The organism is Virgibacillus sp. JSM 102003 (genome assembly GCF_041949995.1).
Taxonomy (GTDB): domain Bacteria; phylum Bacillota; class Bacilli; order Bacillales; family Amphibacillaceae; genus Lentibacillus.
This window is the reverse complement of record NZ_JBHFQH010000001.1, coordinates 200,311-227,150: the sequence shown is the minus strand read 5'-3', so window position 1 is coordinate 227,150 and position 26,840 is coordinate 200,311. Positions and strand designations below refer to the sequence as shown.

The following is a 26,840-nucleotide window of genomic DNA, read 5'->3' as shown; positions in this document are numbered from 1 at the left end:
ATTGTGAGGTTGTTTAAATGATACTGGATGAGCAATCTAATACAGATCAAGGCTATATAAAAGGTGAACTTTTATATATGATTTTTCAAAATAAGAGCGAACATTTCTCGATTGCAAAAATAAAAGTTCATGATACAAATGAGAATACCAAAGACAAAGAAATTGTTGTGAAAGGTTATTTCTCCGACCTGCAGGATGCAACGGTTTATTGTTTTTATGGTGATTTTGAAAAACATGTTAAGTTTGGTATGCAATATCAGGTTAAATCGTTTGAGACATATATTCCAGATACAAAAGACGGATTGATTGCTTATTTATCCAGTGATTTATTTTATGGTATAGGTGAAAAAACAGCTACAAAGGTAGTTGAAGTGCTAGGTGAGAATGCAATATCCAAGATTTTAAATAATGATGAAGTATTAAATGACATCCCTGGGTTAAAAAAAGAAAAAGCTGAATTACTAAGTAAAACGTTACAGGAAAATCAGGGTTTTGAACACATCGTTGTATATTTATCCAAATATGGTATTGGATTAAAAATGGCTCAAAAGATATACCAGGAATATAAAGATGAGGCAATTGATGTGTTGCAAAATGATCCTTATCAATACGTATTTGATATTGAAGGCTTTGGTTTTCGTACAGCGGATCAGATCGCCCAGCAAAATGGTTTATCACTGACCCACCCAAACAGAATCGGGGCTGGGTGTATTTATGTTTTACAAAAAAATATTCAAGATGGGCATGTTTATTTACCGATCGATTATTGTGTTAACCAGGTGCTGGACCTGCTTTTAAATCCTGAACAGTCGTTAACAGTGGATATGGTTTCTAACCGTCTGGAAGATTTAAATAAGGAAAAGGCAGTCATTATGAAGGATGGAAACGTTTATCTGCCTTCACTTTATTATGCAGAAGATGGGTTTGCTTCTAATATCAATCGTCTGATGAAAAAACCGATTGAACAGGACACAACGATGGCTGAACTTATGAAAATTATTGGCGATATTGAGGAAGCAGAGGTATTAAGTTACGGAAAAGAGCAATTTAACGCGATAAATCATGCTTTAAAGTCAAAATTAATGATCGTTACGGGTGGACCTGGAACAGGGAAAACTACTGTAATCAAAGGGATTTTGAAATCATATGCAGCAATACACAACGTCTCGACTGATCCTGGTGAGTATGATTCAGAGACAGATTTTCCGTTTATTTTAACAGCACCCACTGGTAGAGCTTCCAAGCGCTTAACAGAATCTACTGGTCTACCGGCAGTGACGATTCATCGGTTGCTGGGCTGGGACGGAAGAGATGGTTTTGAAAAAAATGAAAATGAGCAGTTGTCTGGAAAGTTTTTAATCATAGATGAATTTTCCATGGTTGATATTTGGCTGGCAAATAGTCTGTTTAAGGCAATTCCGGATGATATGCAAGTATTGCTTGTTGGTGATGAAGACCAGCTTCCATCGGTTGGACCCGGGCAAGTATTAGCTGATTTGTTAGGCAGCGATTTAATTCCTGTCGTAAGTCTTAATGAAGTTTATAGGCAAAAAGAAGGTTCAAAAATAATTCAACTGGCACATTTGATTAAACATGATACGTGTACAGCGGACTCTTTATTTAATGATAAGGACTTCAGTTTTATCCCTTGCTTGGAGCATCAAATGATTGATGTAATTACAAAGGTGTTTCACAAAGCGAAAGATAAAGGTGTTGAGTTAAGAGATATTCAAGTTTTGGCACCAATGTATCGATCACAAGCTGGAATAACAATCATTAATCAGCACTTACAAACTTTAGTAAATCCTAAATCATCAACAAAGCGTGAAGTTAAATCGAATGATATTGTGTATCGAACAGGGGATAAAGTACTACAGCTTGTCAATAAGCCGGAAGACGGTGTATTTAACGGTGATATTGGAGAAGTAGTAGCTATATTCGAAGAAGATGAAAATGTAGACCATGTAGAACAGTTAGTAATTGATTTTGAAGGCAAAGAAGTAGTTTATGAGCGGAAAGATTATGTGAATATCATGCATGCTTATTGTATTTCAATTCATAAATCGCAAGGGAGCGAATTTCCAATTGTGGTTATGCCTGTCGTTTCTTCATATAATAGGATGCTGCGTAAAAATCTGCTGTACACAGCCATAACCAGGAGTAAAAAGTCATTAATTATTTGCGGACAGCAGAATGCATTTTTACGTGGCGTAAGTACACTGGATACAAATAGGCGTTATACCACATTGCCAGAACAATTGAATGATAGGTTGCAGGATATTCCAACAACAGATATGTATGAAGGTGAGGACGAAAAGGAAATATCACCTTATGATTTCATGTAATTCATTAGTATATTTTTTAATATTCGGGCAAGCATAAGAATAAAGACTAAAGGAGCTTTGATTATGTTCGTGTGCCCGAATTGTAATGGTAAAGATATAGGGAAAATAGGATCTCAGCAATATTACTGCTGGACTTGTTTTATCGAGCTATCAGTGTTTGGAAATGAATTAACAATCCATCAGGTAGAAGCGGATGGATCTTTAAGTTCACTCGATGACCTGTTTTCTGAAGATGAGCGGAAAATCCAATGGTAACCCTTAGTAGTATATGAAAACTATATTTCTGCTAGGGAGTGTAACATATGTTTAAAGATAAAAAACCGTTAGATTTGCTGTATTGGGCCATTACCGGAATTGCTTTCTTTCTGTTTATATTTCTATTCGTAAAACTTTCCCCGATTTTTGGAGAATTCTTTTCATTTCTTTGGTATTTGCTTTCTCCTTTTCTAATTGCTCTTCTTATTGCTTATCTCGTTTATCCCATCATCAAAAAGATGCATCATTATAATATTCCTAAGAGTATTGCGATATTAATAATCTATCTCTTATTTTTTGGTGGTACCGCTTATTTAATTTACAGGGTTTATCCCGCTGTTATTCACCAGCTCAGTGATTTAAATAAGCAGCTGCCTCACTTTATTGAAATGTACCGTAATTTTGTGTACAGTTTATACGAGTACACTGCCTTTTTGCCGGAAACAGTGCATGATAAGATGGATGAGCTAATTTACGATATAGAATCCTTTATTGAAAATCTACTGACAAACCTTGTAAGAGGATTTACAAAAGTACTTGATTTGATCGTGTTCCTTACTGTAATCCCTGTGTTGGTTTTTTATTTTCTGAAGGATTTTGTCAAAATAACAAACTATTTTAAAAAATGGATTCCATCGAAGTATCAAGTACGAATAAGTGAGTTGGCTCATGCAGTAGATAAAAGCTTGGGAAATTATATTCGTGGGCAATTACTTGTTTGTCTATTTGTATTTTTAACAACATTTCTGGCTTTTTATATCTTAAATGTTAAATATGCCTTGTTATTAGCACTAATTATCGGACTAACAAATATCATACCATATTTCGGACCGATTATCGGTGCAATTCCTGCTGTTGCAATAACAGCTGCGACTTCCGGTAAAATGGTATTAATGGTATTACTCAGTATCTTCATCATCCAGTTAATTGAAGGTAACTTATTATCTCCATATATCGTAGGAAAAAGTATAAACATTCATCCAGTTGCCATTATCTTTGCTTTACTCCTGGGTGGTCAACTAAGTGGTGTGCTTGGAATGATTTTAGCAGTACCGGTACTAACTATATTGAATGTAATCACAACACATCTATTTGCAGCCAGACGATATAATTGACATTTCTGCTTTTGTTTTCTATAATATCGCATAACTAGTAAATTAATATCTAAATACGTTGAAAGTTCTAAGTACATGATACTCTAATTTAAGAGAGGGGTTTCCTTTGGGCTGTAAGAAATCCTAATGAAGAGACATGGAAAGCTAAACTGGAGTACGGTTAATACCCGTCGGTCTCATACCGTTATAATGTCAAAGTGATGGATAATAATGTTGTCCATAATTAGGGTGGTACCGCGAATATCTCGTCCCTGCATGAATGCAGAGAGGGGATTTTTTTATTGTTATAGAATAATTTTAAATAATGGAGGCGGAATTATGAAGCAGTTAACTTCAGCACAGGTACGACAAATGTTTTTAGATTTTTTCAAAGAAAAAGGACACCGTGTTGAACCAAGTGAATCTTTGGTACCTAAAGAGGATCCAACACTGTTATGGATTAACAGTGGTGTCGCAACATTAAAAAAATATTTTGATGGACGGGTTATTCCGGATAATCCGCGACTGGTTAATGCACAAAAATCAATTCGGACAAATGATATTGAAAATGTTGGGTTTACTGCAAGACATCATACGTTTTTTGAAATGCTTGGCAATTTCTCAATAGGTGATTATTTTAAAAAAGAAGCGATTGAATGGGGATGGGAGTTTTTAACCAGTGACAAGTGGATTGGTTTTGACCCTGAACGATTAGCTGTAACTGTCCATCCTGAAGATGACGAAGCATACGATATTTGGCAACACGATGTAAAGATTCCAAAAGAACGCATCATTCGTCTTGAAGAGAATTTTTGGGATATTGGTGAGGGGCCGAGCGGTCCAAATACTGAAATATTCTACGACCGTGGTGAACAATATGGAAACGATCCAAATGATCCTGAACTTTATCCTGGCGGTGAAAATGAGCGTTATCTGGAAATATGGAATTTAGTCTTTTCCCAATTTAATCATAATCCGGACGATACTTATTCGCCATTACCTAAGAAAAACATTGATACTGGTATGGGACTTGAACGGATGGTGTCGGTTATTCAGGACGTTCCAACTAATTTTGAGACAGATCTGTTTATGCCAATCATTAAGAAAACTGAAGAATTGTCCGGGAGAGACTATGGTAAAGATACTGCAGATGATACAGCATTTAAAGTTATTGCGGATCATGTCAGAACAGTAACATTTGCAATAGGAGATAATGCACTACCATCAAACGAAGGCAGAGGATATGTGTTAAGAAGGTTGTTGCGACGCGCGGTGCGCTTTGCTAAGCAACTTGGTATAGATAAGCCATTTATGTATCAATTGGTCCCTGTTGTTGGAGAAATTATGAAAGACTTTTACCCTGAGGTCGTCAAACAACAAAAGAATATTGAAAGCATTGTTGAAATTGAAGAACAACGCTTCCATGAAACGTTAAATGATGGCTTGGATATTCTGACATCAATTATGGCAAAAGAAAAAAGTAAAGGAAGCGATGTTTTTCCAGGCAATGAAGTGTTCAAACTATATGATACGTACGGTTTTCCTAAGGAACTAACAGAAGAATATGTAGCAGAACAGGGATTTACTATTGATGAAGAAGGTTTCCAAGAAGAGATGGAAAAGCAGCGTGAACGAGCTAGAAATGCACGTCAAAAGGTAGACTCTATGCAAGTACAAGATGGTATATTAAGTGAAATAGAAGCAGATAGTACGTTTATTGGCTATAATCAATTAGAAACAGATACAACAATTACAGCAATTGTAAGTGGAAGTAATGTAGCTGATAAAGCCGAAGCTGGAGAGGAAGTAATGCTGTTCTTGCAAGAAACTCCTTTCTATGCTGAGAGTGGAGGCCAGATTGCAGATAATGGCTGGATTTATACGGATACTGCTTTAGCATATGTTGAAGATGTTCAAAAAGCTCCAAAAGGTCAACACATTCACCGGGTACGTGTGAAAGATGGGGAGCTGTATACTAATAGCAGTGTAAAAGCAATCGTTGATAAAGGATTCCGGACAGCTATTATTAAGAATCATACCGCAACACATTTGTTACACCAAGCTTTAAAAGATGTGCTAGGAAACCATGTCAATCAGGCTGGTTCTATGGTGACACCAGACCGGTTGCGATTTGATTTTTCACATTTCGGTTCTGTGAAGCAAGAAGAGTTACAGCAGATTGAACAAATTGTTAATGAAAAAATATGGGCTTCATTACCGCTAGGAATTGATAACAAGAAAATAGATGATGCTAAAAAAATGGGAGCTATGGCTTTATTTGGTGAAAAATATGGGAACATTGTTCGTGTTGTCCAAATAGGTGATTATAGTATTGAATTATGCGGTGGCTGCCATGTTAAAAATACAGCTGAAATTGGTTTATTTAAACTTGTATCCGAAACAGGTATCGGTGCTGGGACACGGAGAATTGAAGCGATTTCGAGTAAACAGGCGTATGAGTATGTAAATAAGAAGCTTGACGTGTTACAATCAACAGCACAGCTCCTAAAAACAACTGAAGAAAAGACTCCAGAGAGAGTGGAAGGATTGTTTCAGGAAATTAAGTCACTGCAAAAAGCAAATGAATCACTGAGTGCCAAACTTTCAAATGCTGAAGCATCATCTATAATGGAACAAGTAAAAACGATAAACGGTGTTAACGTACTTGCACAACAGGTGAATGTTAAGGACATGAATCAGCTTCGGAATATGGTTGATGACTTAAAACAAAAATTAGATTCAGGAGTCATACTGTTGGCAGCAGAGAATAACCAGAAAGTACAGCTTGCAGCCGGTGTATCAAAAGATTTAATTGAAGAAGGGTTACATGCTGGCAATTTAATTAAAGAAGCTGCTGAACTATGTGGCGGCGGTGGTGGCGGTCGTCCGGATATGGCTCAGGCCGGCGGTAAAGATCCCAATAAGATTAATGATGCATTAAAGCTTGCAACTAAATATGTAGAAGATAAAAAGAGTTAAAAATAGCTTGTATTCTATCTGACAAAAAAAGATATAATAATGACAATAAACATGTTAGAATATGAATAAGGCAAAACATGGAATGAGGTGTCACTATGAGCTCTATTGATAAAACAATGAAATTTAATTTTTCGGAGGAACCTTTTGATCAGGACATAAAGGAAATTCTATTTACTGTCCATGGTGCACTTAAGGAAAAAGGTTATAATCCGATCAATCAAATTGTGGGTTATTTATTATCTGGTGACCCTGCATATATACCGAGGTATAATGATGCAAGGAACTTAATACGTAAAGTTGAGCGTGACGAGGTAATTGAAGAATTGGTAAAATTTTATCTAGAAGAACAAAAGGATAGATAAATGAAAATAATAGGATTAGACGTTGGCTCCAAAACAATCGGTATCGCGGTGAGCGACGCATTTGGTTGGACCGCACAAGGTCTGACCACAATAAAGTGGGATGAACAGGAAATACATTCTGCCGATGAACAGCTTGAAAAAATTTTAAAAGAGCATGAAATTGAAAAAGCTGTGATAGGATTGCCCAAAAATATGAATAATACGATTGGTGAACGCGGAAAGGCATCCGAAAGATACGCAAAACATATTGAAGAATCATACAACATCCCAACAATTTTATGGGATGAAAGACTTACAACTATTGCAGCAGAACGAGTCCTGTTGCAAGCTGATGTTAGCAGAAAGAAGAGAAAGAAAGTAATAGACAAGATGGCAGCCGTAATGATTTTACAGGGTTATCTTGATCAACAGAATTAAAGGAGTGTAGTAATGGCGCTTGAGGAGAAGGAACGTATTATTATACCAGATGAAAATGGTGAAGAACATCTATTTGAAGTATTATTTACCTTTGACATAGATGAAACAGAACAATCGTATATCGCAGTTGTACCAGTTGAGCAAAATGATGATGAAGAAGTTGAAGTTTATGCATTTCGTTATGAAGAAAAGGAAAAAGACGATAATGACCTTTCGTTGTTTCCAATTGAATCAGAACAGGAATGGCAAATTGTTGAGGAAATGCTGAATACTCTAGCTAATGAAGAAGAGGACGAACAATAGTTAAAGGAACAAATAATAGATTATTTAGCTGATGTCAAATAATGATATCAGCTTTTCTTTTATCATAGCTAAATTTTATTTTTTTTAGTATAATGTACCGGGTGAGGGGGATAAACAAATGTTTAAAAAGAATAAGTCTGGTAAGTATAAGGACAACCTAATAAAGCGCAGCGAGGATGCGAGAACCGTGAGAAAAATAGTTGCCATTATAATTTTCTCATTAGTCCTTATACTTGTAATAGGTGGGATATCAGGGTACACATATGTCAAATCCGCCTTACAGCCAGTTAATCCCGATAGTGAAAAAGAAGTAAAAGTTGAAATCCCAATGGGTTCTTCAACATCCAGTATTGCAAGTATTCTTGAAGATAATGGGATTATTAAAGACAGCCGTGTTTTTAGGTTCTACATAAAATTTAAGAATGAATCTAATTTCCAGGCGGGAGAATACACACTTACACCTTCGATGACAATCGATGAAATAATTACCGCCTTAAAAAATGGTAAAGTTTTGGAAGAGCCAGTATATACAATTACAATCCCTGAGGGAAAAACCATTGATGAAATAGCTGGAATATACGCTGGAAAACTTCCCTTCAGTAAAGATGATTTTCTGAATGCGGTAAATGACTCCGAGTATATTGAAATTCTAATAAATACATACCCTGATATATTAACGAATGATATATTGAATCCCGATATTAGAACACCATTAGAAGGGTATTTATTTGCAGCGACATATAATTTTTATCAAAAAGAACCAAGCATACAATCAGTAGTTGAAAAAATGCTCGATAAAACTGAAGAAGTTGTTACACCTTATTTAGATGAAATATCTGCACAGGATTTAACTGTACATGAAGCTTTAACGATGGCATCCTTAGTTGAAAAAGAGTCAAGCTCTGTGGATCAGCGAAAGAAGATTGCAAGTGTGTTTTATAATCGCCTTGATGAAGGTATGCCCCTGCAAACAGATCCAACTGTATTATATGCACTTGGCAAGCATAAAGAAAAAGTATTATCAAAAGACTTAAAAGTTAATTCGCCATATAATACGTATCAAATTAACGCTTTACCGGTAGGCCCTATATCGAATTTCGCTAAGACTTCCTTAGAGGCAACTCTTAATCCAGCGGAAACAAAATATAAGTACTTTTTGCATGACGGTGAAGGCAACGTATATTTTTCCAAAACACATGATCAACATCTGGAATATAAAGCGCAGTATATAAAATAAAGTGGGGAGGAAGTGTGGATGAAGAAATTCACATTTCCTATTTTTGGACAGTTAAGTTTAAATTTTTTTACTTCATAAGTACAACAAAGGCTAGCACCCCACAGTATAAGAGGTCTGAGAAAGTAAAATAAGCTTTCATAAGAATCCCTTTAACGATAATAAAAGAGGTTGTTGTAATGGATGAAAAGTTAAGAAACTATTTATCACGATCTTTACCTTCTGCAGACAACTGGGTAGCCGAACTTGAGCATATTGCAAAAAACGAAAGTGTGCCAATTATGGATCCAATAGCTATTAATTTTGTGATGCAATTAATACGCTTAAATAAGCCCAGTAGAATATTGGAGATAGGTACTGCTATTGGATATTCAGCGCTAAGAATGTTAGAGGCAAATCCGAATGCTACAATTGTGACAATTGAGCGGGATGAACAAAGGTATAATCAAGCAATTCAAAACGTACGGAAATTAGGTTTTCAGGATAATATACAAATCATTTTCGGAGATGCTATAGAGATACTAAACGAATTAAAGGTAGATAACCCATTTGATTTGGTATTTATTGATGCATCAAAAGGAAAGTATAAGCGCTTTTTTGAGCTTTCCAGTCCACTTTTATCTGAGAATGGTTTTGTCCTTTCTGATAATGTATTATTCAAAGGTTATGTAGCTGATCCAGAGAAACAACATCCTAGATTTCAAAAATTAGCCAAAAAGATAAGAGAGTACAACGAATGGCTGATTGAGCATCCCGATTATGTAACAACCATTGTTCCAATCGGAGATGGAATAGCTATAAGTAATAAAAAGTAGAAGAAGGGGGAACCTATTTTTATGCCTGAAAAACCAGTTGTTATAGGGGTTGCTGGAGGAAGCGGGAGCGGTAAAACGACTGTAACCCGTTCAATCTGTCAACGTTTCCAAGATAAAACTATTCTTGTAATAGAACAAGATTATTATTATAAAGACCAGACTCATTTACCTTTTGAAGAAAGGTTAAATACAAATTACGATCATCCTTTAGCTTTTGATAATGATTTATTGATAGAACATCTGCATGACCTTATGAATGGTAAAACAATTGAGAAGCCAGTTTACGATTACAAGGTTCATACACGCTCAAACGAAGTGATTCCAGTTGAGCCTAAAGAAGTTATCATTCTGGAGGGAATTCTAATTCTCGAAGATCCTCGATTGGTCGATTTAATGGATATAAAGGTGTTTGTAGATACAGACTCAGATGTAAGAATTATTCGCAGGCTGTTAAGAGATATTAAGGAGCGCGGAAGAACGTTGGATTCTGTTATTGATCAATATACAAATAATGTCCGACCGATGCATCTGCAATTTGTGGAACCGACTAAAAGATATGCAGATATCATAATTCCAGAAGGCGGTCAAAATCATGTGGCTATTGATATTATGGCCACTAAAATAGAAAAAATATTATCTAAAAATCAACAAAACAAATACTGAAAAAGTATTGAAAATTTAATTTAAATCTGCCATAGTAGTGTTTAGTATAACTTTTTTCAGAATATTAAAGGCACATATGCAGTATTATTATAATGTTTAGGATTTCATTTTGATTGTAAGATAAAAGGAGTGTATTTATAATGGCAATAGAGAAAAGCTTTTATATGACCCAAGAGGGGAAAGAGAAATTAGAAAATGAACTGCATTACTTGAAAACAGAAAGAAGACAAGAGGTTGTTGAACGGATAAAAGAAGCCCGCGGTTTTGGTGATTTATCTGAGAACTCTGAATATGACGCAGCTAAAGATGAACAAGCATTTGTTGAATCACGTATTAGTCATGTAGAAACAATGATTCGTAATGCAGTGATAATTGAAAATGATAATGATAACCCAGATATAGTATCGTTAGGAAAGACTGTAACGTTCAAGGAGTTTCCTGATGGAGAAGAAGAATCCTACACCATTGTAGGCAGCGCTGAAGCTGATCCATTCGAGGGAAAGATTTCGAATGACTCCCCAATGGCCAAAAGTTTACTTGGTCATGAAATTGGCACAGAAGTATCAGTGTCCACACCTGGTGGAGATATCCAGGTGCAAATCGTAAAAATTGACTAATAGCTTAAAAAAGCGGATGATTATTCATTCCGCTTTTTTTACTGTATAAAAAATTATAAAATTTAAGTGATGTGGATACTGCACATCAGAATCAGTGACGTTCAGCTCCGACGTACAGGACGTACTAGTGCCAGTGATGCCACAGGACGTGGCGTTCTAACCGGCCAGCTCCTAGCGCCTAGTGGACTGCCCTCCCCGTGCCTACGATAAGAAATAAAGGATGTTCGACTAAAAACACCACATCCTGTGGCAACGTCGACCTACCCGCAGCACTGAGCACAGTCCATACGGCGCTGAACAGGCCCCTTGAGCTTTTGTACTAGTCCCACGAAGTCTGTCTTAATCCTGTTTCAATGAGTCTCAATCTATCTCGAGTACTTTAAGTTTTATTGCCTGTAAAAATGCAGTATTCTTTTAACAACAAGCTTTCATACTAAATAGTCTAAAATATCTATTCTAATTATGACATATATCTTCACTAGCAAAATATGATATTATAGTAGAGTATAGTATGGGAGGGTATAGGCAATGTCTGATTTTAACGATTATTCACGTGTGGATAAATTTGAAAAGAGAAGAAAAAATACTAAATCATTATCAGTATTTCTAGTATTAGGGAGTTTACTTCTTATTGTTTTAATTGGAGTAATTATTTTTGGTGGGGATGATGAAGGTAATAAGACTGCTGAAAACCAATCAAATAATGCCCCGGAGGAGTCAGAACAAGCTGGAGAAAATCCGGAAGAGTCAACATCTAATGAGGAAGAGCAATCGGCTACAGAAGAAAATGGATCTGAAAATAACAGCGATTCGTCAGATAGTACAAATGAGACTGATACAGAAGAGAAAAATAATAATAGTGAAGTAGAAACTGAACAAGCTGAGCCTTCGGATGGTAACGTGACAGAGGCATATACCGGTAACTGGAAACCTGTAGGTACAGAGCAGACTGGCCAGCATACAATCAATTTCAAAGATGGATCACAAGATAGAAAAGAGATGAGAAAAGCTGCTGCAGTAGCTACTGGACTGGATGAAGAATCGCTTATAATGTGGTGGGTTTCACGAGATGGTAATCAAAAAGTTCTTGCAACAGTATCTAATAGTGAAAATACAGAAGTCTACAGGGCTTATCTTACATGGGTAGAAGATCAAGGCTGGAAACCAACTAAAGTTGAAAAACTGAAAGAAAATGATCAGGAATATCGATTTGAGTAGGTTTATTTCATAATGGAGGCACTACTATGACAATTGGAATAATTGGGGCAATGGATGAAGAAATCGCTCTGCTAATGGAAAAGATGATAATCAAAAAAAAAGCTACTATCGCTAATTGTTTATTTGTACAAGGTGAGTTACTTGGACAGGATGTAGTCTTGCTTAAATCAGGTATTGGTAAAGTAAACGCTGCAATGGCAACAACTATCATGCACGAAAGATATGCACCATCGAAGGTAATTAATACTGGATCCGCTGGTGGTTTTTCAAAGGATCTAGAGGTGGGGGACATTGTTATTTCCACACAGGTTGTCCATCATGATGTAGATGTAACTGCTTTTGACTATGCTTATGGTCAGGTTCCTGATATGCCAGCAATGTATGCTGCGGATACAGAATTAATTGCAGAAACTACGCAAGCTATAAAAGAATTGGATATAAACTTTAACGAGGGGATTATTGCAACAGGCGATTCTTTTATGGAAGACCCTGAACGAGTAGCGTTTATACACAAAAAATTTCCCACAATGATTGCAGCGGAAATGGAAGCGGCAGCAGTTGCACAAGTTTGCTACCAATATGATACACCCTTTGTCATAATCCGAGCGTTATCTGATATTGCGGGGAAAAAGTCGTCTGTTTCATTTGATGCGTTCCTCGAAGATGCAGCTGAGAATGCTGCCAACCTAATTATGAATATGATTAAAACGATATAATGTATCCAACATTTACCTTCCTATAGTTATAGTTTCATATGTTATGATTCATATAGGAGGGAGGTACTATGAAGTTAAATATCGAACAATTAGAGTTAAAATTAAAGGACTATCGACGCTTTACAGCAACATTGTTAATATTGGCTTCATATCTGTATATGGGCGCAATTATTAATACGTATATTCGTCAGTCCCCAGACGGTAGTTCACTAACACTACTTTCGTTTGCAACAACAGTCGTGGCGGGATGGCTAATCTATCAATCTCATAGGATGAAAATTAAAATACAGGAAAATGAGCGCGTATGATCATTTGATCAACGCGCTTTATTTGTTACTTAAGCTCTTTTTTCTTTCCGGTAATATTCATGAAAGACTTTCATTAAGGCTCTTTTCTCAATACGGGATACATAACTTCTGGAAATATTGAGTTTTTCTGCAATTTCCCGTTGGGTCATTTCCTTTTGCTTTCCTAACCCGTAACGATAAATGATGACTTCTCTTTCCCTTCTGTCAAGGATAGACAGGTAATGCTTTAATTTATCAATTTCCATGTTTAACTGAATATATTCAATAATGTTCTCATTTTCGGCTTCTAAAATATCAATCAGACTAATTTCATTTCCTTCTTTATCCTGGCCGATCGGATCGTGGAGGGAGACATCTTTTTTAACCTTCTTTAATGCACGTAAATGCATAAGTATTTCATTTTCTATACACCGGGCAGCATATGTGGCTAGTTTCGTCCCTTTGTCTGTCGAGTAACTCTCAATCCCTTTAATTAACCCAATCGTACCAATCGAAATTAAGTCCTCCATATCCTCACCGGTATTTTCAAACTTCTTGACTATATGTGCAACCAGCCGTAAGTTGTGTTCAATTAATTTATTCCGTGCGGTTTCATCACCATTTTGCATTGCTTGAATATACTTTGCTTCATCTTCTGGTGGTAAAGGTTGTGGGAACGCGTGGTTTTTTACGTAGGAGACAAAAAAGATCGCTTCTTTAATCAGTAATGCAAGAACACTTAATATTCCAGACAAACACAAGCACCTCCTTTAATTACTGGCTGGGCTATTGCCTATATAACATCTTTATGAGGGAAAAGGTGGTTTTGTGTCTGTCCAGAAAAAGTTGAGCCTGGTTTATTTAATTGAATAAGTTGCATGTGCTATGCCTTTTGATTTCCACTGCAGGAGAACACTTTCACCCTCCGAGTACAGTCACCATCTATCATGAAAATAAATTTGTAATTTAATTTAGAGAGGTATTTGTATACAAAAGTATAAACACTTTCTTTCTGCATATGTGCAGCTAATGCCTGGCGAAAGCTGCGTTTTCTAATATTGGGTATGCTTTTGAATAGCCTCTTCATATTCGTCTGTTCTATTTTTGGTAACGGGTTTTACTCCGTTCCGATGGGCTGCCCTTGAAATCATATGACCTGACACAGGGGCGGTTAACAGTGTAAATACAATAGCTAATAGTAACTTTCCGCTAACGATATTATCTGATACGTATAAAAAAAGAAATGCGCCAATTAATATGCCTGCAATACCTAGTGTTGAAGCTTTGGTAGCTGCATGTAATCTTGTATAAACATCCGGAAAACGAACAATTCCAATGGAACTTGATAGAATAAAGAATGTTCCTGACAGTAAAAAGAAGGCGATTAGTAAATTTAAAACGATGTCAATCCAAGTTTCTATCAATTATAACACCCTTTTCCAAGTATTTTGCAATTGCTATTGTCCCAATGAATAACAGGATTCCAATTAGCAGAATAACATCATTCAACATGGTTGTTGAGATATTAATTGCAACCAATGCTGCCATGCCCATTAGATTGATACCTATAGCATCAAGTGCTACAGCTCGGTCGGCGTTTGTTGGTCCATCAATGATTCGATATAATAGCAACAGTAGTGATATGGAAATAGCGACTACACATATTATTGTAACAATCTCAAGAATTGTTACAGTTAATGATAGTAATTCTGTCATTGTGTCACCTCAGAAATAGCTTTTTCAAATGTGTTTTTAATAGAGTGAATTTCATCTTCAATATCATCAATATGCATGGCATGGATATAAATGTGGGTGTTGTCACTGGATATTGCCACGGAAAGCGTACCAGGTGTTAAAGAAATTAGGTTTGCAAGTAAAGTGATCTCCCAGTTACTTTTTAATTCAGTAGGCATTGCAAAGATTCCTGGTTCAAATTCAAGCTTAGGTTTATAAACAAGTTTCACGATATCGAAGTTTGATGATATCAACTCTTTTATAAATAAAAACATTAAATAGATAATTTTATATACACGTCTCAAATAAAAAGCATCTGGAATAAATCGGTTAAATACAAGTAATAAAAGTATTCCGAGCATATACCCGGCAATAAAACTTGCAGCAGTGTAGGTTTCACTTAAAAACATCCACATTATCGCGATTATTAAATTAATAACAATCTGAAAGGCCATCTTACATCACTCCTTTAACACAGAATCAATATAAACTTCTGGATTTAATAAATATGCAGAAATAGATTCAATAGTAGGATAAACAAACTCAGCCCCTATTCCCAGCATAACAGATAAAGTTAATAGACATACGATTGGCGCGATTAATCCTTTTGTGGATTTACGAACAATCGATTCATCTTTTTCACCCCAGAATCCTTTAACAAATATTTTCATAATGGAATAAAGAATTAGTAGGCTTGACAGCAATCCAATAATAACGATCGCTATTTCAGCATTTGATAAGGCTCCTTTTAGCAATAGCAACTTACCTACAAATCCACTGAAAGGAGGAATACCGGCTAGAACGAATCCAGCAACAAATAATAGCCAGCCTAAAAATGGATAATAGTGAATCAGTCCACTGAATTTACGTAAATCAGATGTGCCTGCAACATAAGTTATCGTTCCTACTAGTAAGAATAGGGTAGTTTTAATCAGCATATCGTGAACTAAATAATAGATGGATCCACTCATGGAATCTTCATTAAAGACACCAAGACCCATTAGAATAAAGCCAATTGCAGGTATAATGTTGTATGCGATAATCAATTTTATATTATTGGTTGATAATGCCCCGATAATACCAAAAATCATTGACAATCCGGCAATCCATATAAACATTTCATGTGTTAAGTTAATTTTATATACAAAAATTAATGAGAATACACGAATTATCGAATAAATGCCGACTTTAGTAAGTAATGCCCCAAATAGCGCGGATATAACGGGGTTTGGTACAATATATGATTTAGGCATCCAGTAATATAAAGGAAATAGTGCTGCCTTTGTTGCAAATACAAAGAATAAAAGTATGCCAACTGTTGTTAGGATGCCTTGCTGTTCAACATCCTGCACGCGTTGGGCAATCTGTGCCATATTTACGGTTCCAACGACAGAATACAAGAACGCAATAGCAGTTACAAACAGGATGGAAGAAAAAAGGTTAATTAATACATATTTAATTGATTCCCGGAGCTGTACTTTTTCGCCTCCCAAGACAATGAGTGCATAAGAAGCCATTAGTAAGACTTCAAAGAATACAAACAAGTTAAATAAATCGCCAGTAAGAAAAGCGCCAGAAACCCCCGTAATTAAGAAGAAAAAGAACGAATAAAAATAATATTGTTCTTTTCGATCAGATAATGAATAGGGGGCATAAAAAGCACATGCTACTGCAAGAATGTTTGTTGTTAAAACAAGTAGTATTGCCAGTGAATCTGCAACAAGAACAATTCCATATGGAGCAGCCCATCCTCCGGTTTCCAATATGATAGCCTCATTATTAAATACTGACCATGCTATATAGCAAACTGCAGCTAAGCTTATAATAGAAAAAACTTTTGCTAGAGATCTGACTAGAATTAATTTTTTAGGAAAAAAAGCAAGTATTATACCTGCAATCAACGGAATAATGATCGGTAAAACTGCTAAGTTACTCATGTTCGTTACCCCTTAACTGTTCCATATTATCTGTATTATTTTCGTTTGCAGTACGATAAGCAAGCACTAGCAGTAAGCTAGTTATGCCAAAACTGATAACAATAGAAGTTAGTATCAGCGCCTGTGGTAATGGGTCAGTGTATTCCTTAACACCTTCTATTAGAATTGGTGGGGCACCTGTTTTTAATTTCCCCATTGTTAATATAAATAAGTGTGCACCATGTGAAAGTAGTACCGTGCCAATAATAATCCGCAATAATTGCTTTTGTAATAGATTATAAACACCCGTGGCAAATAGTGTACCTGCTAGGATTGAGATAATAATTTCCATTATTTCTCCTCCTTATTGTTTCTTAGATTAATCATGCTATAGATGGCGAGTGCAGCAATACCCAAAACAGCAATTTCAAATAATGTATCCAAGCCACGCATATCTACCAAAATAACGTTTACCACATTATCACCACCACCAAGTGAATGGGAGGTTTCAATAAAATAATCTGAAATTTTATTGAAACCGTTGGTGCTATGGGATGCAATTCCAATCAATGTTAACAATGTACCAAAGCCAACCGAAATTAATATATTTATTGTTTTGATACTTAAAGATTCATTATTTTTTTCAAGTTTAGGCAAGTGATAGAAACAAAGCAAAAATAATGCTACAGAAACGGTTTCTATTACTAACTGTGTTAACGCCAAATCCGGGGCACGGTAAATAACAAACAGGATTGCTACACCATAGCCAACAACTCCCACAGTTAAAATAGCTGCTACATTATGTTTGGTAAAGATTGTACCAATTGCAGCAGCAATCATAAGCAGAACAACAGCTATTTCAATAATTGTAACCTTGGCCAAATTATTAAATTGTATCGTGAAGCCATCGGTCACAAACATAAATGTGAACGTTACTACTAATGTTGTAGCAAGAATTGCAGCGATGTAGAACCTTATGGATCCCGTCATATAAGAACGTGTAATACGATTTGAATACACATCCAATATGCTGATTAACCAATCATAAGCTTTATTCAAACTCAATTTTCCTGGGAGTATATTGTAAATTCCATTCCATTTTTTTCGTGTTGAAACAAGAATTGCACCAATCCCTACTACAACGAGTGACATTTGGAATGCAGGTGTTTCAATGCCGTGCCAGAATTTCAGCTTTTTAGCAACTTCACTTCCATATACCGCTTCTGCGGCATGAGCGATAAATGTTCCATTAACTAAATTAGGAAATAGTCCAATTAAGATAACACCTAAGACAAGCACAATTGGAGATAGCAGCATACCAAACGGTGCTTCATGTGGTTTTTTGGGTAATTGGCTTAGTTTCTTTTTTCCTCCAAAGACACCAAAGAAGAAATACAGCGAGTAGACAAAAGTGAAAATACTGCCTAATACTGCCAGATAAGGGACCACCTGTACCAGAAAACTTGCTATATCACTTACTCCCTCTGTTAAATGAATAGCGGAATCAAAAAACAGTTCTTTACTGTAAAATCCATTTAGAAATGGCAACGGAACACCTGCCATAGAAAACGTGCCGAATAACGCTAGCGTGGCTGTCATTGGCATGAAGGTTAATAGGCCACCAAGTTTTCGTATGTCACGTGTGCCTGTTTCATGGTCTACAATACCTGCGACCATAAATAAACTTCCTTTGAATGTAGCATGATTTAAAATGTGAAATACTGCAGCAAAAATAGCAATTTTTGTCCCAAATCCAAGCATTGCCATAATCATACCCAACTGACTGATAGTTGAGAACGCAAGAATTGCCTTTAAATCTGTTTGGCGGACGGCCATATATGACCCCCAGCATAACGTAACAATTCCGGCTATACTTACGACAATAAAGAACCACTCATAGCCAGAAAAAATAGGAGAAAATCGAGCAACCAGGAAGAGGCCAGCCTTAACCATTGTCGCAGAATGGAGGTAGGCACTTACTGGTGTAGGTGCTTCCATTGCATCCGGTAGCCAGATATGGAAAGGGAACTGTGCTGATTTGGTAAATGCCCCTAAAAGTATAAATCCTAAAATAAGCGGTAAGTATTCACTAGCTAAAATAATATCAGTTTGTGCAATCATTGCTTGTATGCTGGTCGTTCCTGTAATAACAGATAACAGTATAAAGCCGCCAAACATACTTAATCCACCGAAAATAGTAATTAACATTGATTTCATTGCACCATATCTGGACCGTTCGTTGAAATGCCAATATCCAATTAGTAAAAACGATGAAATTGATGTTAACTCCCAAAATGTGTAAAGAACAAAGATATTATCCGATAAGACTACACCGAGCATTGCTGCCATGAACATCAGTAAATAAACGTAGAAATGACCTAATCGCTCTGAATTATCAAGGTAATAAATTGAATAAAGAACAACAAGTGCACCAATTCCACTAATCAGTAATGCAAAGAGGAGGCTGAGACCATCCAAGTAAAAATTGAAATTAATATCCAGTGATGGAATCCATCTATATGTTTGAAAAATTGGTGAGAATCCGTTCCCTATAAAACCGATAAAGTATAGAAAAATCGTAAAGGGAATAATGAATACAAAAATACCAGTATGTATCTTATCTTTAAACTTACTTATAAATGGAATAAAACAAGCAAGCAAAAGTGGGATTAAAACTATGTAAATCATGTTATTAGTAGTCCTCCTTAATGATCGTAGGTAGGTATGTATGAATGAAACGAGGAATCCATTTAGTTAACTGCGTGAACAATTATCCTTTTATTATTATACCAAAATAGCTTATCATAATATGGTTACAGATAAAATAAAAAACCCCTATCAATTAAATGATAGGGGTGAGTACTACTGCTATTATTTATTGGTAAACTGACTGGTTCAACTTGAACATTTGATTTTGTGTGTTAAAGATCGTTTCCTAATTTCTTTTTCAATCAGATATACAAAGTCCGGGCTCAAATTTAATTCATTTGCTTTTTGATAGGATTCTAATAGTAGTTCATCTGACAAATGTTCCATAAATCCAGCCCTCCTTAACTTTTTAAAGCAGGTAAGAAAGTATAAAACTTTTCTTACTGCATAAGTGCATCTAAGGCTTGGTGATAAGCCAAGTTTTCTAATATCTAGGTCATTCTGTTGTTATTTAATAATTTACCATGAATTTATAGGTAGGACAAGGCAATAGTTATCTACAACCGCTTGTAGATAACTTGTGTATAAAAGGTAAAAATACGTCGAAAATGCTGTTTTTTCACTGTGGATTTTGTGAACAGAGTTATCCACAACTCGAATTTTGAAAGAAATTGTCGAACGGTTTTTTGCATAAATAGCATGATTAATAATAAAAATGACACTTTTGGGCTTGATTATTTCTTTATTAATGTAGAAAGTTATTATAGGATTAAGTTATAATAATTATTTGCACCTGTATTGATGGAAATAATATCTTAAACACGAAATACTACTTAGAAAACAATGCTTGCAGTATATATGAAGAGGTGTAACTATTGTTAAAAAAATTTTTGCCTAATGAACACGTAAAAACCATATTTGATATACACCCAGCCTTGCTACGGAAGAAAGGTATTAAAGGAATTATTACTGATTTAGATAATACACTTGTGGCTTGGGATGTTAAGGATGCCACTCCGGAAGTTATCCGATGGTTTGAACAGATGAAAGAACAAGACATTAAAGTAACCATTATTTCGAACAATAAACAGGAGCGCGTTAAACTATTTTCGGAGCCGCTTGATACACCATTTGTATTTAGTGCCAGAAAGCCATTAAGCCAGGCTTTTAAGAGTGCGGCGAAAGAAATGAAGCTGAATAAGGAAGAAATAGTAGTTATTGGTGATCAGCTTTTAACGGATGTGCTTGGTGGCAACTTTGCAGGATTTCACACGATACTCGTTGTCCCAATTGTTCAAACTGATGGAAAAATCACCCGTATTAATCGGAAAATTGAAAGGCGATTATTAAGCTACATGAATAAAAAAGGTAAGATAAGCTGGGAGGAATGAGAGTGGAGAAAATTTACTGCCAAGGATGCGGAGCTCTAATACAATCAACCAACCCTGACGAGGTCGGATATACACCAAAGTCGACACTTGATAGGGAAACTGTTTTATGTAAACGTTGTTTTCGCTTGAAGCATTATAACGAAATACAGGATGTTTCCATGACAGATGATGACTTCTTGACAATGGTAAGCCAGATTCAGGATACTGATGGGCTTGTTGTTCACGTAATAGATATATTTGATGTTAATGGAAGTATGATAAAAAGTCTTCCCCGTATTATAGGCAACAAATCTGTTCTATTGGTTGGCAATAAGATTGATTTGTTACCAAAATCGACAAATAAGCGCAAATTAACACAATGGCTCCAAGCCACTGCTAATGAAGCTGGGATTAAAGTGGAAGGAATATACCTTATATCATCAGTAAGAGGGTATGGTTTAGCAGAGTTGACTGAAGCTATTGAAAAGTATCGAAACAAAAAAGATGTTTATATAGTTGGTACAACAAACGTGGGGAAATCCACTTTTATAAACCGGCTGATACAGGAATCAAATGGTGTAAATGATGTGATAACTACTTCCTATTTTCCTGGTACAACTTTAGGGTTTATAGAGATACCTTTGGATAGCGATACTTCAATAATTGATACACCTGGTATCGTAAATAAACAGCAAATAGCACATTATATATCAGAGAATGATCTCAAGCTAATAACACCAAACAAAGAAATCAAGCCTAGGGTATATCAATTGAATGATCAGCAAACGCTCTATTTTGGCGGTTTAGCACGTTTGGACTTCGTTAAAGGAGATAGGCAGTCGTTTGTCTGTTATTTTTCCAATGACCTAACGATTCACAGGACAAAATTAGAAAAGGCTGACCAGCTTTTAAGTGAACACAGAGGAGGACTTTTATCACCTCCAGATGAAAAATCTCTAGAAATTCTACCTAGGTTGACTGAGAGTACGTACCGAATAACAGATAAACAAACAGACATTGTTTTTCCGGGACTGGGATGGGTAACAATTCCAACAGGTAATGTTACGGTTGCTGCCCACAGTCCTAAAGATGTTAATGTATCAATAAGAAGGTCATTTTTGTAGGAGGACTAGTATGCAAATGAAGCTTGGGCTTGTTGGTTTTCCCATAAAACATTCCCTGTCACCCTGGATCCATAATCAATTTCTGCAGAAAGCTGGAATAGAAGGTACCTATTCCATTATGGAAATTAATCCTGATAATTCGTTTGAGCTTGGACTGAAACGAATAAAAGAGAGTCAGGTTGATGGTTATAATGTCACCGTTCCATATAAAAAGCAAATAATAAATTATCTGGATGATTTGGATAAAAATGCTGAACTAATCGGTGCAGTTAACACAGTAGTTTGTAAAAATGGCAAATGGGTAGGCTATAACACTGATGGAATAGGGTATGTTATCGCCCTAAGAAATAAATTTCCTGAAATCTTTCGCGATAAGACAAATAGAATTCTTATTATCGGTGCGGGTGGTGCTGCTTACGGAATTTATTACGGGTTGAAATCAGAAGGGTTTACAAGGATTGACATAGCAAACCGTACACGTTCAAGTGCGAAAGCAATCGCAATTATTGGAGATAATGATGTTGAGACATCACTTTTGACATTGGGTGAAGCGCAAGAGTTCATTAATAGCTATAATTTAATTATTCAAACGACTTCAGTTGGCATGAAACCAAATACTGAAGAAACGATAATACCAGTCGAATTACTTAAGCGAAATAGTATTGTCAGTGATATTATTTATCAGCCGTTGAACACCAGATTTTTAAGGGATGCAAGAGAGGCAGGTGCATCTATACATTATGGTCATACGATGTTGTTGTATCAAGCACAATATGCATTCCAACTTTGGACGAATAAAAAAATACCTATTGATGAGATGGACCAGCAACTAAAAACTATTTTGGAAGGAAGATAAAGTATGCTAACAGGAAAACAGAAACGTTTTTTGCGTTCAAAAGCAAACCAGTTAAAGCCTATATTTCAAGTGGGTAAAACAGGTGTCAATGACAATATGATCGAGCAGATTAGTGAAGCACTGGAAAAGAGAGAACTAATTAAGGTTAGTATCCTGCAGAACTGTTTGGAAGACAAAAATACAGTTGCTGAACAATTATCAGCTGGCACAGGAGCAGAAATAGCACAGATTATCGGAAATAATATTGTACTTTATAAAGAGTCTTTAGAAAATAAAAACATTCAATTACCTTAAAGGAGTACGGAATGAAATCTATCGGTATATTGGGCGGTACATTCGATCCGCCGCATCTTGGTCATTTGATTATAGCTGAAGAAGTACGTATGGCACTAAAGCTTGATGAAGTTTGGTTTATTCCTTCACAAGAGCCGCCACACAAAGAAAAGGCATATATTGGGGCGCCACATCGGGTTGAAATGGTAAATAGAGCAATCGATAGTAACCCCAGTTTTAAATTAAACACGATTGAAGTTAGTCGTTCTGGTAAGTCTTTTACGTTTGATACAATGAAATTATTGACGAATGAAAATCCTGATGTCAAGTTTTATTTTATTATTGGTGCGGACATGGTTGAATATTTACCAAAATGGAACCATATAAATGATCTGGTTGATATGGTTAAATTTGTTGGTGTTAAACGGCAGGGATATAAATTAAACAGCAAATTTCCAATTATAGAAGTGGATATTCCGCTGATAGAAATATCTTCAACTAATATAAAAGAACGATTAAATAATAATATGACGATTAAATATATGGTCCCTGAGGCTGTTGAAAACTATATAAAGGGGAAGCAGTTGTATGAAAAAAGATGAAGCGATAAGTCTCGTAAAACCTCAACTGAAAACGGAGAGATTTGAACACACGTTACGTGTTACTGAAACTGCGGTGAAATTGGCGAAATTGTACAACGAACCTGCCGATAAAGTGGAGCTGGCCGCAATTTTTCATGATTATGCGAAGTATTTCTCATTAGAATATATGAAGCAGATAATTAAGGAAGGACAGTTACCACAGGATTTACTCGAACACCATCATGAATTATGGCATGGACCGGTAGCTTCGATAATAGTAGAGCGCGAATTTGGTATTTCCGATACTGGTATACATAGTGCGATTCACTACCATACAACAGGTAAAGCGGATATGAGTAAGTTGGATATGATTATCTTTACAGCTGATTATATTGAGCCAGGACGATCGTTCAAAGGCGTAGAAGAGGTAAGGGATACTGCTGAAGAAGATCTGCATCGAGCCACATGGATGGCGCTACGGAATACAATTCAATTCCTGGTCAGTAAACATGCTACTGTTTATCCGGACACCTTTTATGCATATAATGATTTAACAAGACGTTTAAACGGAGGTAATTAACTTAATGGAAAACAAAGAAATTATTCAACAAATTGCAAATGCATGTGATGATAAACGAGCTGAAGATATTGTTGCATTAGATATGCGTGATGTATCGTTAATGACGGACTACTTTCTAATTTGTCATGGGAGTAATGAACGTCAGGTTCAGGCTATTGCAAGATCAATCAAAGATACTATGGAAGAAAAGGATATTCTAATTCAGCGCCTGGAAGGTTATGAACAGGCTCGTTGGATTTTAGTCGATTTAGGTAATATAGTATGTCATGTTTTCCATAAAGAAGAACGGTCCTATTATAATCTTGAACGATTATGGGGCGATGCATCAAAAGTTGAAATAAGTGTTGGAAATAATGGATAGTTCTAAGTCGTACCATCAAATGGCAACCATATATGACCGGTTAATGAATGATGCCCCGTATGACCAGTGGCAATCTTTTACAAATAATATTATAAGTCAATTAGAGAAGTCCGTTAAGACAATAGTTGATTTAGGATGTGGCACTGGCCAGATAACCACGAGATTGGCTCGCGAAGGTTATCATATGACTGGAGTTGACTACTCTAGCGATATGCTAAGTTATGCTGAACAACGTGCAAGTATGGAGAGACTTCCTGTACAGTGGATTAATCAGGATTTAACTAATTTAAGCGGAATTATAAATCAGGATGCTGCAGTAAGCTATTGTGATGTTATGAATTATATAACGGAAGAGGATGACCTTCGAACTGTTTTTCAAAATATAGCAGATTTATTGAAAGTAGGCGGACTGTTTATTTTTGATGTTCACTCTTTGTCTCATGTTGAGCAGAACCTGGTAAATCAGACGTTTGGAGAAGTTAATGATGATGTTTCTTATATTTGGTTTTGCTCGGAAGGGGAAATTCAAGGAGAAATGTATCACGACTTAACATTCTTTGTGTCTGATCAGGAGAAATATTCACGATTTGATGAAGTACACCATCAACGCACATATTCAATTGATTTTTATGCATGGTTATTAAACGATGCAGGGTTTGAAATAAAGCATTTATCAGGTGACTTTTCGTTAAAAAATGAAAATTTTAATGAAGATTCAGAACGAATTTTTATAGTTGCTGAAAAACGATCGGAAAAATAAAATTTTCCGATCGTTAATTTTTAAAGAGGATTTTTGAAAACAATGTCGAATAGATAATTATAGCTTCTCCAAAGCCTTTAAAATCCCCCCTCAAAGGATGTGACTTCAAATTGCTTGAACTCCTCAGAAAAAACATATTTCTGATTGTCATTGTTATAGCCATTAGTATTTTTTTATTTTTTGATAATGATGAAATTGAAGACAAAGCCTCCCAATCAAATTCTGCATCTACCTCTTCTACTACCGATATTCCGAAAGAAAAAATTCCAGTTCAGCCTTCTACTGTTATTATTGATGTCAAAGGCGAAATTTTAAAGCCGGGTGTTTATGAAATAGATTCACAATCTCGTGTTAATGACGTAATTCAATTGGCGGGCGGCTTTACCGAAAGTGCGGATCAGACAATGGTCAATCTTGCTCAAAAAGTTCAAGATGAAATGATCATCGTTATTCCTAAAATAGGGGAGACTTTAGCGGTTAACGAACAGAATGGGAGCGGAAACAGTAAGGTAAAGATAAATTACGCTACTCAAGCAGAAATTGAGGGTTTAAATGGAATAGGGCCATCGAAGGCACAAGCCATTATACAGTATCGCGAAGAAAATGGATTTTTTAAATCGACGGACGACCTGCTGATGGTTCCCGGCATAGGTGAGAAAACACTTGAGAATTTCAAAGATGATGTACAAATTCCTTAGGATTATTGACCTAAGTAATCGAGTAATTGTAAACTGAAAAAATAATATACATAAGGTGGTTTTTATGATGGATAGGATTACGTGGGATCAATATTACATGGCGCAAAGTCATTTATTGGCACTTAGAAGTACATGTACAAGGCTTATGGTCGGTGCAACAATTGTTAGAGAAAAGCGAATCATAGCAGGAGGGTACAATGGAAGTGTCTCTGGAAGTGTTCATTGTATTGATGAAGGCTGTTATGTTATAGATGGCCATTGTGTGCGTACAGTACATGCTGAAGCGAATGCGTTATTACAGTGTGCTAAATTTGGGGTTCCAACAGAAGGTGCTGAGATGTACGTGACACATTTTCCGTGCTTGCAGTGCTGCAAACAGATTATTCAAAGTGGGATTAAAACTGTATATTATGCGGAAGATTATAAAAATCATTCGTATGCTGTAGAGCTATTTGAAGATGCTGGGGTGCAAACTAAAAAAGTTAAACTGACTTATTTAGCTGTGGATACGCAATATCGGGAAAAAGAAGCATATATAAATAATCTGCTCCAGGAACTTAAATTACAAACAAACAACAAAGAAAAATATGATACGTTAAAAATAGAAGCTCAGAATTTATTTGATCTATAAGG

At 35.9% G+C, this 26,840-nt stretch carries 32 protein-coding genes and 1 other annotated feature; of the genes, 24 read left to right on the top strand and 8 right to left on the bottom strand.

All coding sequences use genetic code 11. The features are described 5' to 3' along the window. Positions 1-17: 17 nt before the first annotated feature. The 14 genes from recD2 to ACE1TG_RS01145 all read left to right on the top strand — a co-directional run bounded on the left by recD2 (position 18) and on the right by ACE1TG_RS01145 (position 13,326). Positions 18-2,345 carry an SF1B family DNA helicase RecD2 gene (gene recD2, locus ACE1TG_RS01210; protein ID WP_375050529.1) on the top strand — a complete coding sequence of 776 codons (2,328 nt, stop codon included), beginning with the start codon at positions 18-20 and terminating at the stop codon, positions 2,343-2,345. 63 nt (positions 2,346-2,408) lie between these two features. Next, complete coding sequence (locus ACE1TG_RS01205) at positions 2,409-2,600, top strand: hypothetical protein (RefSeq protein WP_092492472.1); 192 nt, start codon at positions 2,409-2,411, stop codon at positions 2,598-2,600. A 47-nt stretch (positions 2,601-2,647) separates the two neighbouring features. Continuing rightward, positions 2,648-3,715: an AI-2E family transporter gene (locus tag ACE1TG_RS01200; protein WP_375050528.1), complete on the top strand. Its 1,068-nt coding sequence runs from the start codon at positions 2,648-2,650 to the stop codon at positions 3,713-3,715. 49 nt (positions 3,716-3,764) lie between these two features. Further along, positions 3,765-3,971 (top strand) — a binding site (T-box leader). Positions 3,972-4,033: 62 nt separating this feature from the next. Next, on the top strand, positions 4,034-6,673 hold the full coding sequence (gene alaS, locus ACE1TG_RS01195; protein ID WP_375050527.1) for an alanine--tRNA ligase: 2,640 nt from the start codon (positions 4,034-4,036) through the stop codon (positions 6,671-6,673). A 95-nt stretch (positions 6,674-6,768) separates the two neighbouring features. After that, positions 6,769-7,035: an IreB family regulatory phosphoprotein gene (locus tag ACE1TG_RS01190; protein WP_375050526.1), complete on the top strand. Its 267-nt coding sequence runs from the start codon at positions 6,769-6,771 to the stop codon at positions 7,033-7,035. After that, positions 7,036-7,452: a Holliday junction resolvase RuvX gene (gene ruvX / locus ACE1TG_RS01185; RefSeq protein ID WP_375050525.1), complete on the top strand. Its 417-nt coding sequence runs from the start codon at positions 7,036-7,038 to the stop codon at positions 7,450-7,452. A 12-nt stretch (positions 7,453-7,464) separates the two neighbouring features. After that, positions 7,465-7,755, top strand: a complete 291-nt coding sequence (locus ACE1TG_RS01180; protein WP_375050524.1) for a DUF1292 domain-containing protein — start codon at positions 7,465-7,467, stop codon at positions 7,753-7,755. A gap of 118 nt (positions 7,756-7,873) precedes the next feature. Then, positions 7,874-8,992 (top strand): endolytic transglycosylase MltG, encoded by a 1,119-nt coding sequence (gene mltG / locus ACE1TG_RS01175; protein WP_375050523.1) that lies wholly within the window; start codon positions 7,874-7,876, stop codon positions 8,990-8,992. Positions 8,993-9,168: 176 nt separating this feature from the next. Then, on the top strand, positions 9,169-9,804 hold the full coding sequence (locus ACE1TG_RS01170) for an O-methyltransferase (RefSeq protein WP_375050522.1): 636 nt from the start codon (positions 9,169-9,171) through the stop codon (positions 9,802-9,804). A gap of 21 nt (positions 9,805-9,825) precedes the next feature. Beyond that, positions 9,826-10,467, top strand: a complete 642-nt coding sequence (gene udk, locus ACE1TG_RS01165) for a uridine kinase (protein ID WP_375050521.1) — start codon at positions 9,826-9,828, stop codon at positions 10,465-10,467. A gap of 140 nt (positions 10,468-10,607) precedes the next feature. Then, on the top strand, positions 10,608-11,084 hold the full coding sequence (gene greA, locus ACE1TG_RS01160) for a transcription elongation factor GreA (protein ID WP_375050520.1): 477 nt from the start codon (positions 10,608-10,610) through the stop codon (positions 11,082-11,084). Between the two features lie 528 nt (positions 11,085-11,612). Next, entirely contained in the window at positions 11,613-12,302 is a 690-nt protein-coding gene (locus tag ACE1TG_RS01155; protein WP_375050519.1) for a YrrS family protein, read from the top strand. Between the two features lie 26 nt (positions 12,303-12,328). Then, positions 12,329-13,018, top strand: coding sequence for a 5'-methylthioadenosine/S-adenosylhomocysteine nucleosidase (mtnN, locus tag ACE1TG_RS01150; RefSeq protein WP_375050518.1), 690 nt, complete (start codon positions 12,329-12,331; stop codon positions 13,016-13,018). A gap of 68 nt (positions 13,019-13,086) precedes the next feature. Then, positions 13,087-13,326, top strand: a complete 240-nt coding sequence (locus tag ACE1TG_RS01145) for a YrhC family protein (protein ID WP_375050517.1) — start codon at positions 13,087-13,089, stop codon at positions 13,324-13,326. Positions 13,327-13,355: 29 nt separating this feature from the next. Here the strand turns inward: ACE1TG_RS01145 and sigK are convergent, their stop codons facing one another. The 8 genes from sigK to sda form a co-directional block, all read right to left on the bottom strand. After that, positions 13,356-14,060: an RNA polymerase sporulation sigma factor SigK gene (gene sigK, locus ACE1TG_RS01140; protein ID WP_375050516.1), complete on the bottom strand. Its 705-nt coding sequence runs from the start codon at positions 14,058-14,060 to the stop codon at positions 13,356-13,358. Between the two features lie 297 nt (positions 14,061-14,357). Further along, complete coding sequence (gene mnhG, locus ACE1TG_RS01135) at positions 14,358-14,729, bottom strand: monovalent cation/H(+) antiporter subunit G (protein ID WP_375050515.1); 372 nt, start codon at positions 14,727-14,729, stop codon at positions 14,358-14,360. Then, on the bottom strand, positions 14,710-15,021 hold the full coding sequence (locus tag ACE1TG_RS01130) for a Na(+)/H(+) antiporter subunit F1 (protein ID WP_375050514.1): 312 nt from the start codon (positions 15,019-15,021) through the stop codon (positions 14,710-14,712). The genes mnhG and ACE1TG_RS01130 overlap by 20 nt, the downstream gene beginning before the upstream one ends. After that, positions 15,018-15,494, bottom strand: coding sequence for a Na+/H+ antiporter subunit E (locus tag ACE1TG_RS01125; protein ID WP_375050513.1), 477 nt, complete (start codon positions 15,492-15,494; stop codon positions 15,018-15,020). Before ACE1TG_RS01125 ends, ACE1TG_RS01130 begins: the two co-directional genes overlap by 4 nt. Positions 15,495-15,500: 6 nt before the next feature. Beyond that, positions 15,501-16,976 carry a Na+/H+ antiporter subunit D gene (locus tag ACE1TG_RS01120; protein ID WP_375050512.1) on the bottom strand — a complete coding sequence of 492 codons (1,476 nt, stop codon included), beginning with the start codon at positions 16,974-16,976 and terminating at the stop codon, positions 15,501-15,503. Continuing rightward, positions 16,969-17,307 carry a Na(+)/H(+) antiporter subunit C gene (locus ACE1TG_RS01115; protein WP_375050511.1) on the bottom strand — a complete coding sequence of 113 codons (339 nt, stop codon included), beginning with the start codon at positions 17,305-17,307 and terminating at the stop codon, positions 16,969-16,971. Before ACE1TG_RS01115 ends, ACE1TG_RS01120 begins: the two co-directional genes overlap by 8 nt. After that, the gene (locus ACE1TG_RS01110; RefSeq protein ID WP_375050510.1) at positions 17,307-19,643 is read right to left on the bottom strand and encodes a Na+/H+ antiporter subunit A; all 2,337 of its coding nucleotides are present in this window, start codon (positions 19,641-19,643) and stop codon (positions 17,307-17,309) included. Before ACE1TG_RS01110 ends, ACE1TG_RS01115 begins: the two co-directional genes overlap by 1 nt. Before the next feature lie 207 nt (positions 19,644-19,850). After that, positions 19,851-19,991: a sporulation histidine kinase inhibitor Sda gene (gene sda / locus ACE1TG_RS01105; protein WP_375050509.1), complete on the bottom strand. Its 141-nt coding sequence runs from the start codon at positions 19,989-19,991 to the stop codon at positions 19,851-19,853. A gap of 488 nt (positions 19,992-20,479) precedes the next feature. Between sda and ACE1TG_RS01100 the strand changes: the two genes are divergently transcribed. The 10 genes from ACE1TG_RS01100 to ACE1TG_RS01055 all read left to right on the top strand — a co-directional run bounded on the left by ACE1TG_RS01100 (position 20,480) and on the right by ACE1TG_RS01055 (position 26,838). After that, positions 20,480-20,995, top strand: coding sequence for a YqeG family HAD IIIA-type phosphatase (locus ACE1TG_RS01100; RefSeq protein ID WP_375050508.1), 516 nt, complete (start codon positions 20,480-20,482; stop codon positions 20,993-20,995). Between the two features lie 2 nt (positions 20,996-20,997). Continuing rightward, on the top strand, positions 20,998-22,098 hold the full coding sequence (gene yqeH, locus ACE1TG_RS01095; RefSeq protein WP_375050507.1) for a ribosome biogenesis GTPase YqeH: 1,101 nt from the start codon (positions 20,998-21,000) through the stop codon (positions 22,096-22,098). A gap of 10 nt (positions 22,099-22,108) precedes the next feature. Then, the gene (gene aroE, locus ACE1TG_RS01090) at positions 22,109-22,954 is read left to right on the top strand and encodes a shikimate dehydrogenase (RefSeq protein ID WP_375050506.1); all 846 of its coding nucleotides are present in this window, start codon (positions 22,109-22,111) and stop codon (positions 22,952-22,954) included. A gap of 3 nt (positions 22,955-22,957) precedes the next feature. Continuing rightward, positions 22,958-23,248, top strand: coding sequence for a ribosome assembly RNA-binding protein YhbY (gene yhbY, locus ACE1TG_RS01085; RefSeq protein WP_375050505.1), 291 nt, complete (start codon positions 22,958-22,960; stop codon positions 23,246-23,248). Between the two features lie 11 nt (positions 23,249-23,259). Further along, the gene (locus ACE1TG_RS01080) at positions 23,260-23,829 is read left to right on the top strand and encodes a nicotinate-nucleotide adenylyltransferase (RefSeq protein WP_375050504.1); all 570 of its coding nucleotides are present in this window, start codon (positions 23,260-23,262) and stop codon (positions 23,827-23,829) included. Continuing rightward, positions 23,816-24,388, top strand: a complete 573-nt coding sequence (yqeK, locus tag ACE1TG_RS01075; protein ID WP_375050503.1) for a bis(5'-nucleosyl)-tetraphosphatase (symmetrical) YqeK — start codon at positions 23,816-23,818, stop codon at positions 24,386-24,388. The genes ACE1TG_RS01080 and yqeK overlap by 14 nt, the downstream gene beginning before the upstream one ends. A gap of 4 nt (positions 24,389-24,392) precedes the next feature. Further along, on the top strand, positions 24,393-24,749 hold the full coding sequence (gene rsfS, locus ACE1TG_RS01070; protein ID WP_375050502.1) for a ribosome silencing factor: 357 nt from the start codon (positions 24,393-24,395) through the stop codon (positions 24,747-24,749). Then, positions 24,742-25,509 carry a class I SAM-dependent DNA methyltransferase gene (locus tag ACE1TG_RS01065; RefSeq protein WP_375050501.1) on the top strand — a complete coding sequence of 256 codons (768 nt, stop codon included), beginning with the start codon at positions 24,742-24,744 and terminating at the stop codon, positions 25,507-25,509. Before rsfS ends, ACE1TG_RS01065 begins: the two co-directional genes overlap by 8 nt. 110 nt (positions 25,510-25,619) lie before the next feature. Continuing rightward, the gene (locus ACE1TG_RS01060) at positions 25,620-26,207 is read left to right on the top strand and encodes a helix-hairpin-helix domain-containing protein (RefSeq protein ID WP_375050500.1); all 588 of its coding nucleotides are present in this window, start codon (positions 25,620-25,622) and stop codon (positions 26,205-26,207) included. Between the two features lie 67 nt (positions 26,208-26,274). Further along, on the top strand, positions 26,275-26,838 hold the full coding sequence (locus tag ACE1TG_RS01055) for a ComE operon protein 2 (RefSeq protein ID WP_375050732.1): 564 nt from the start codon (positions 26,275-26,277) through the stop codon (positions 26,836-26,838). Positions 26,839-26,840 lie beyond the last annotated feature (2 nt).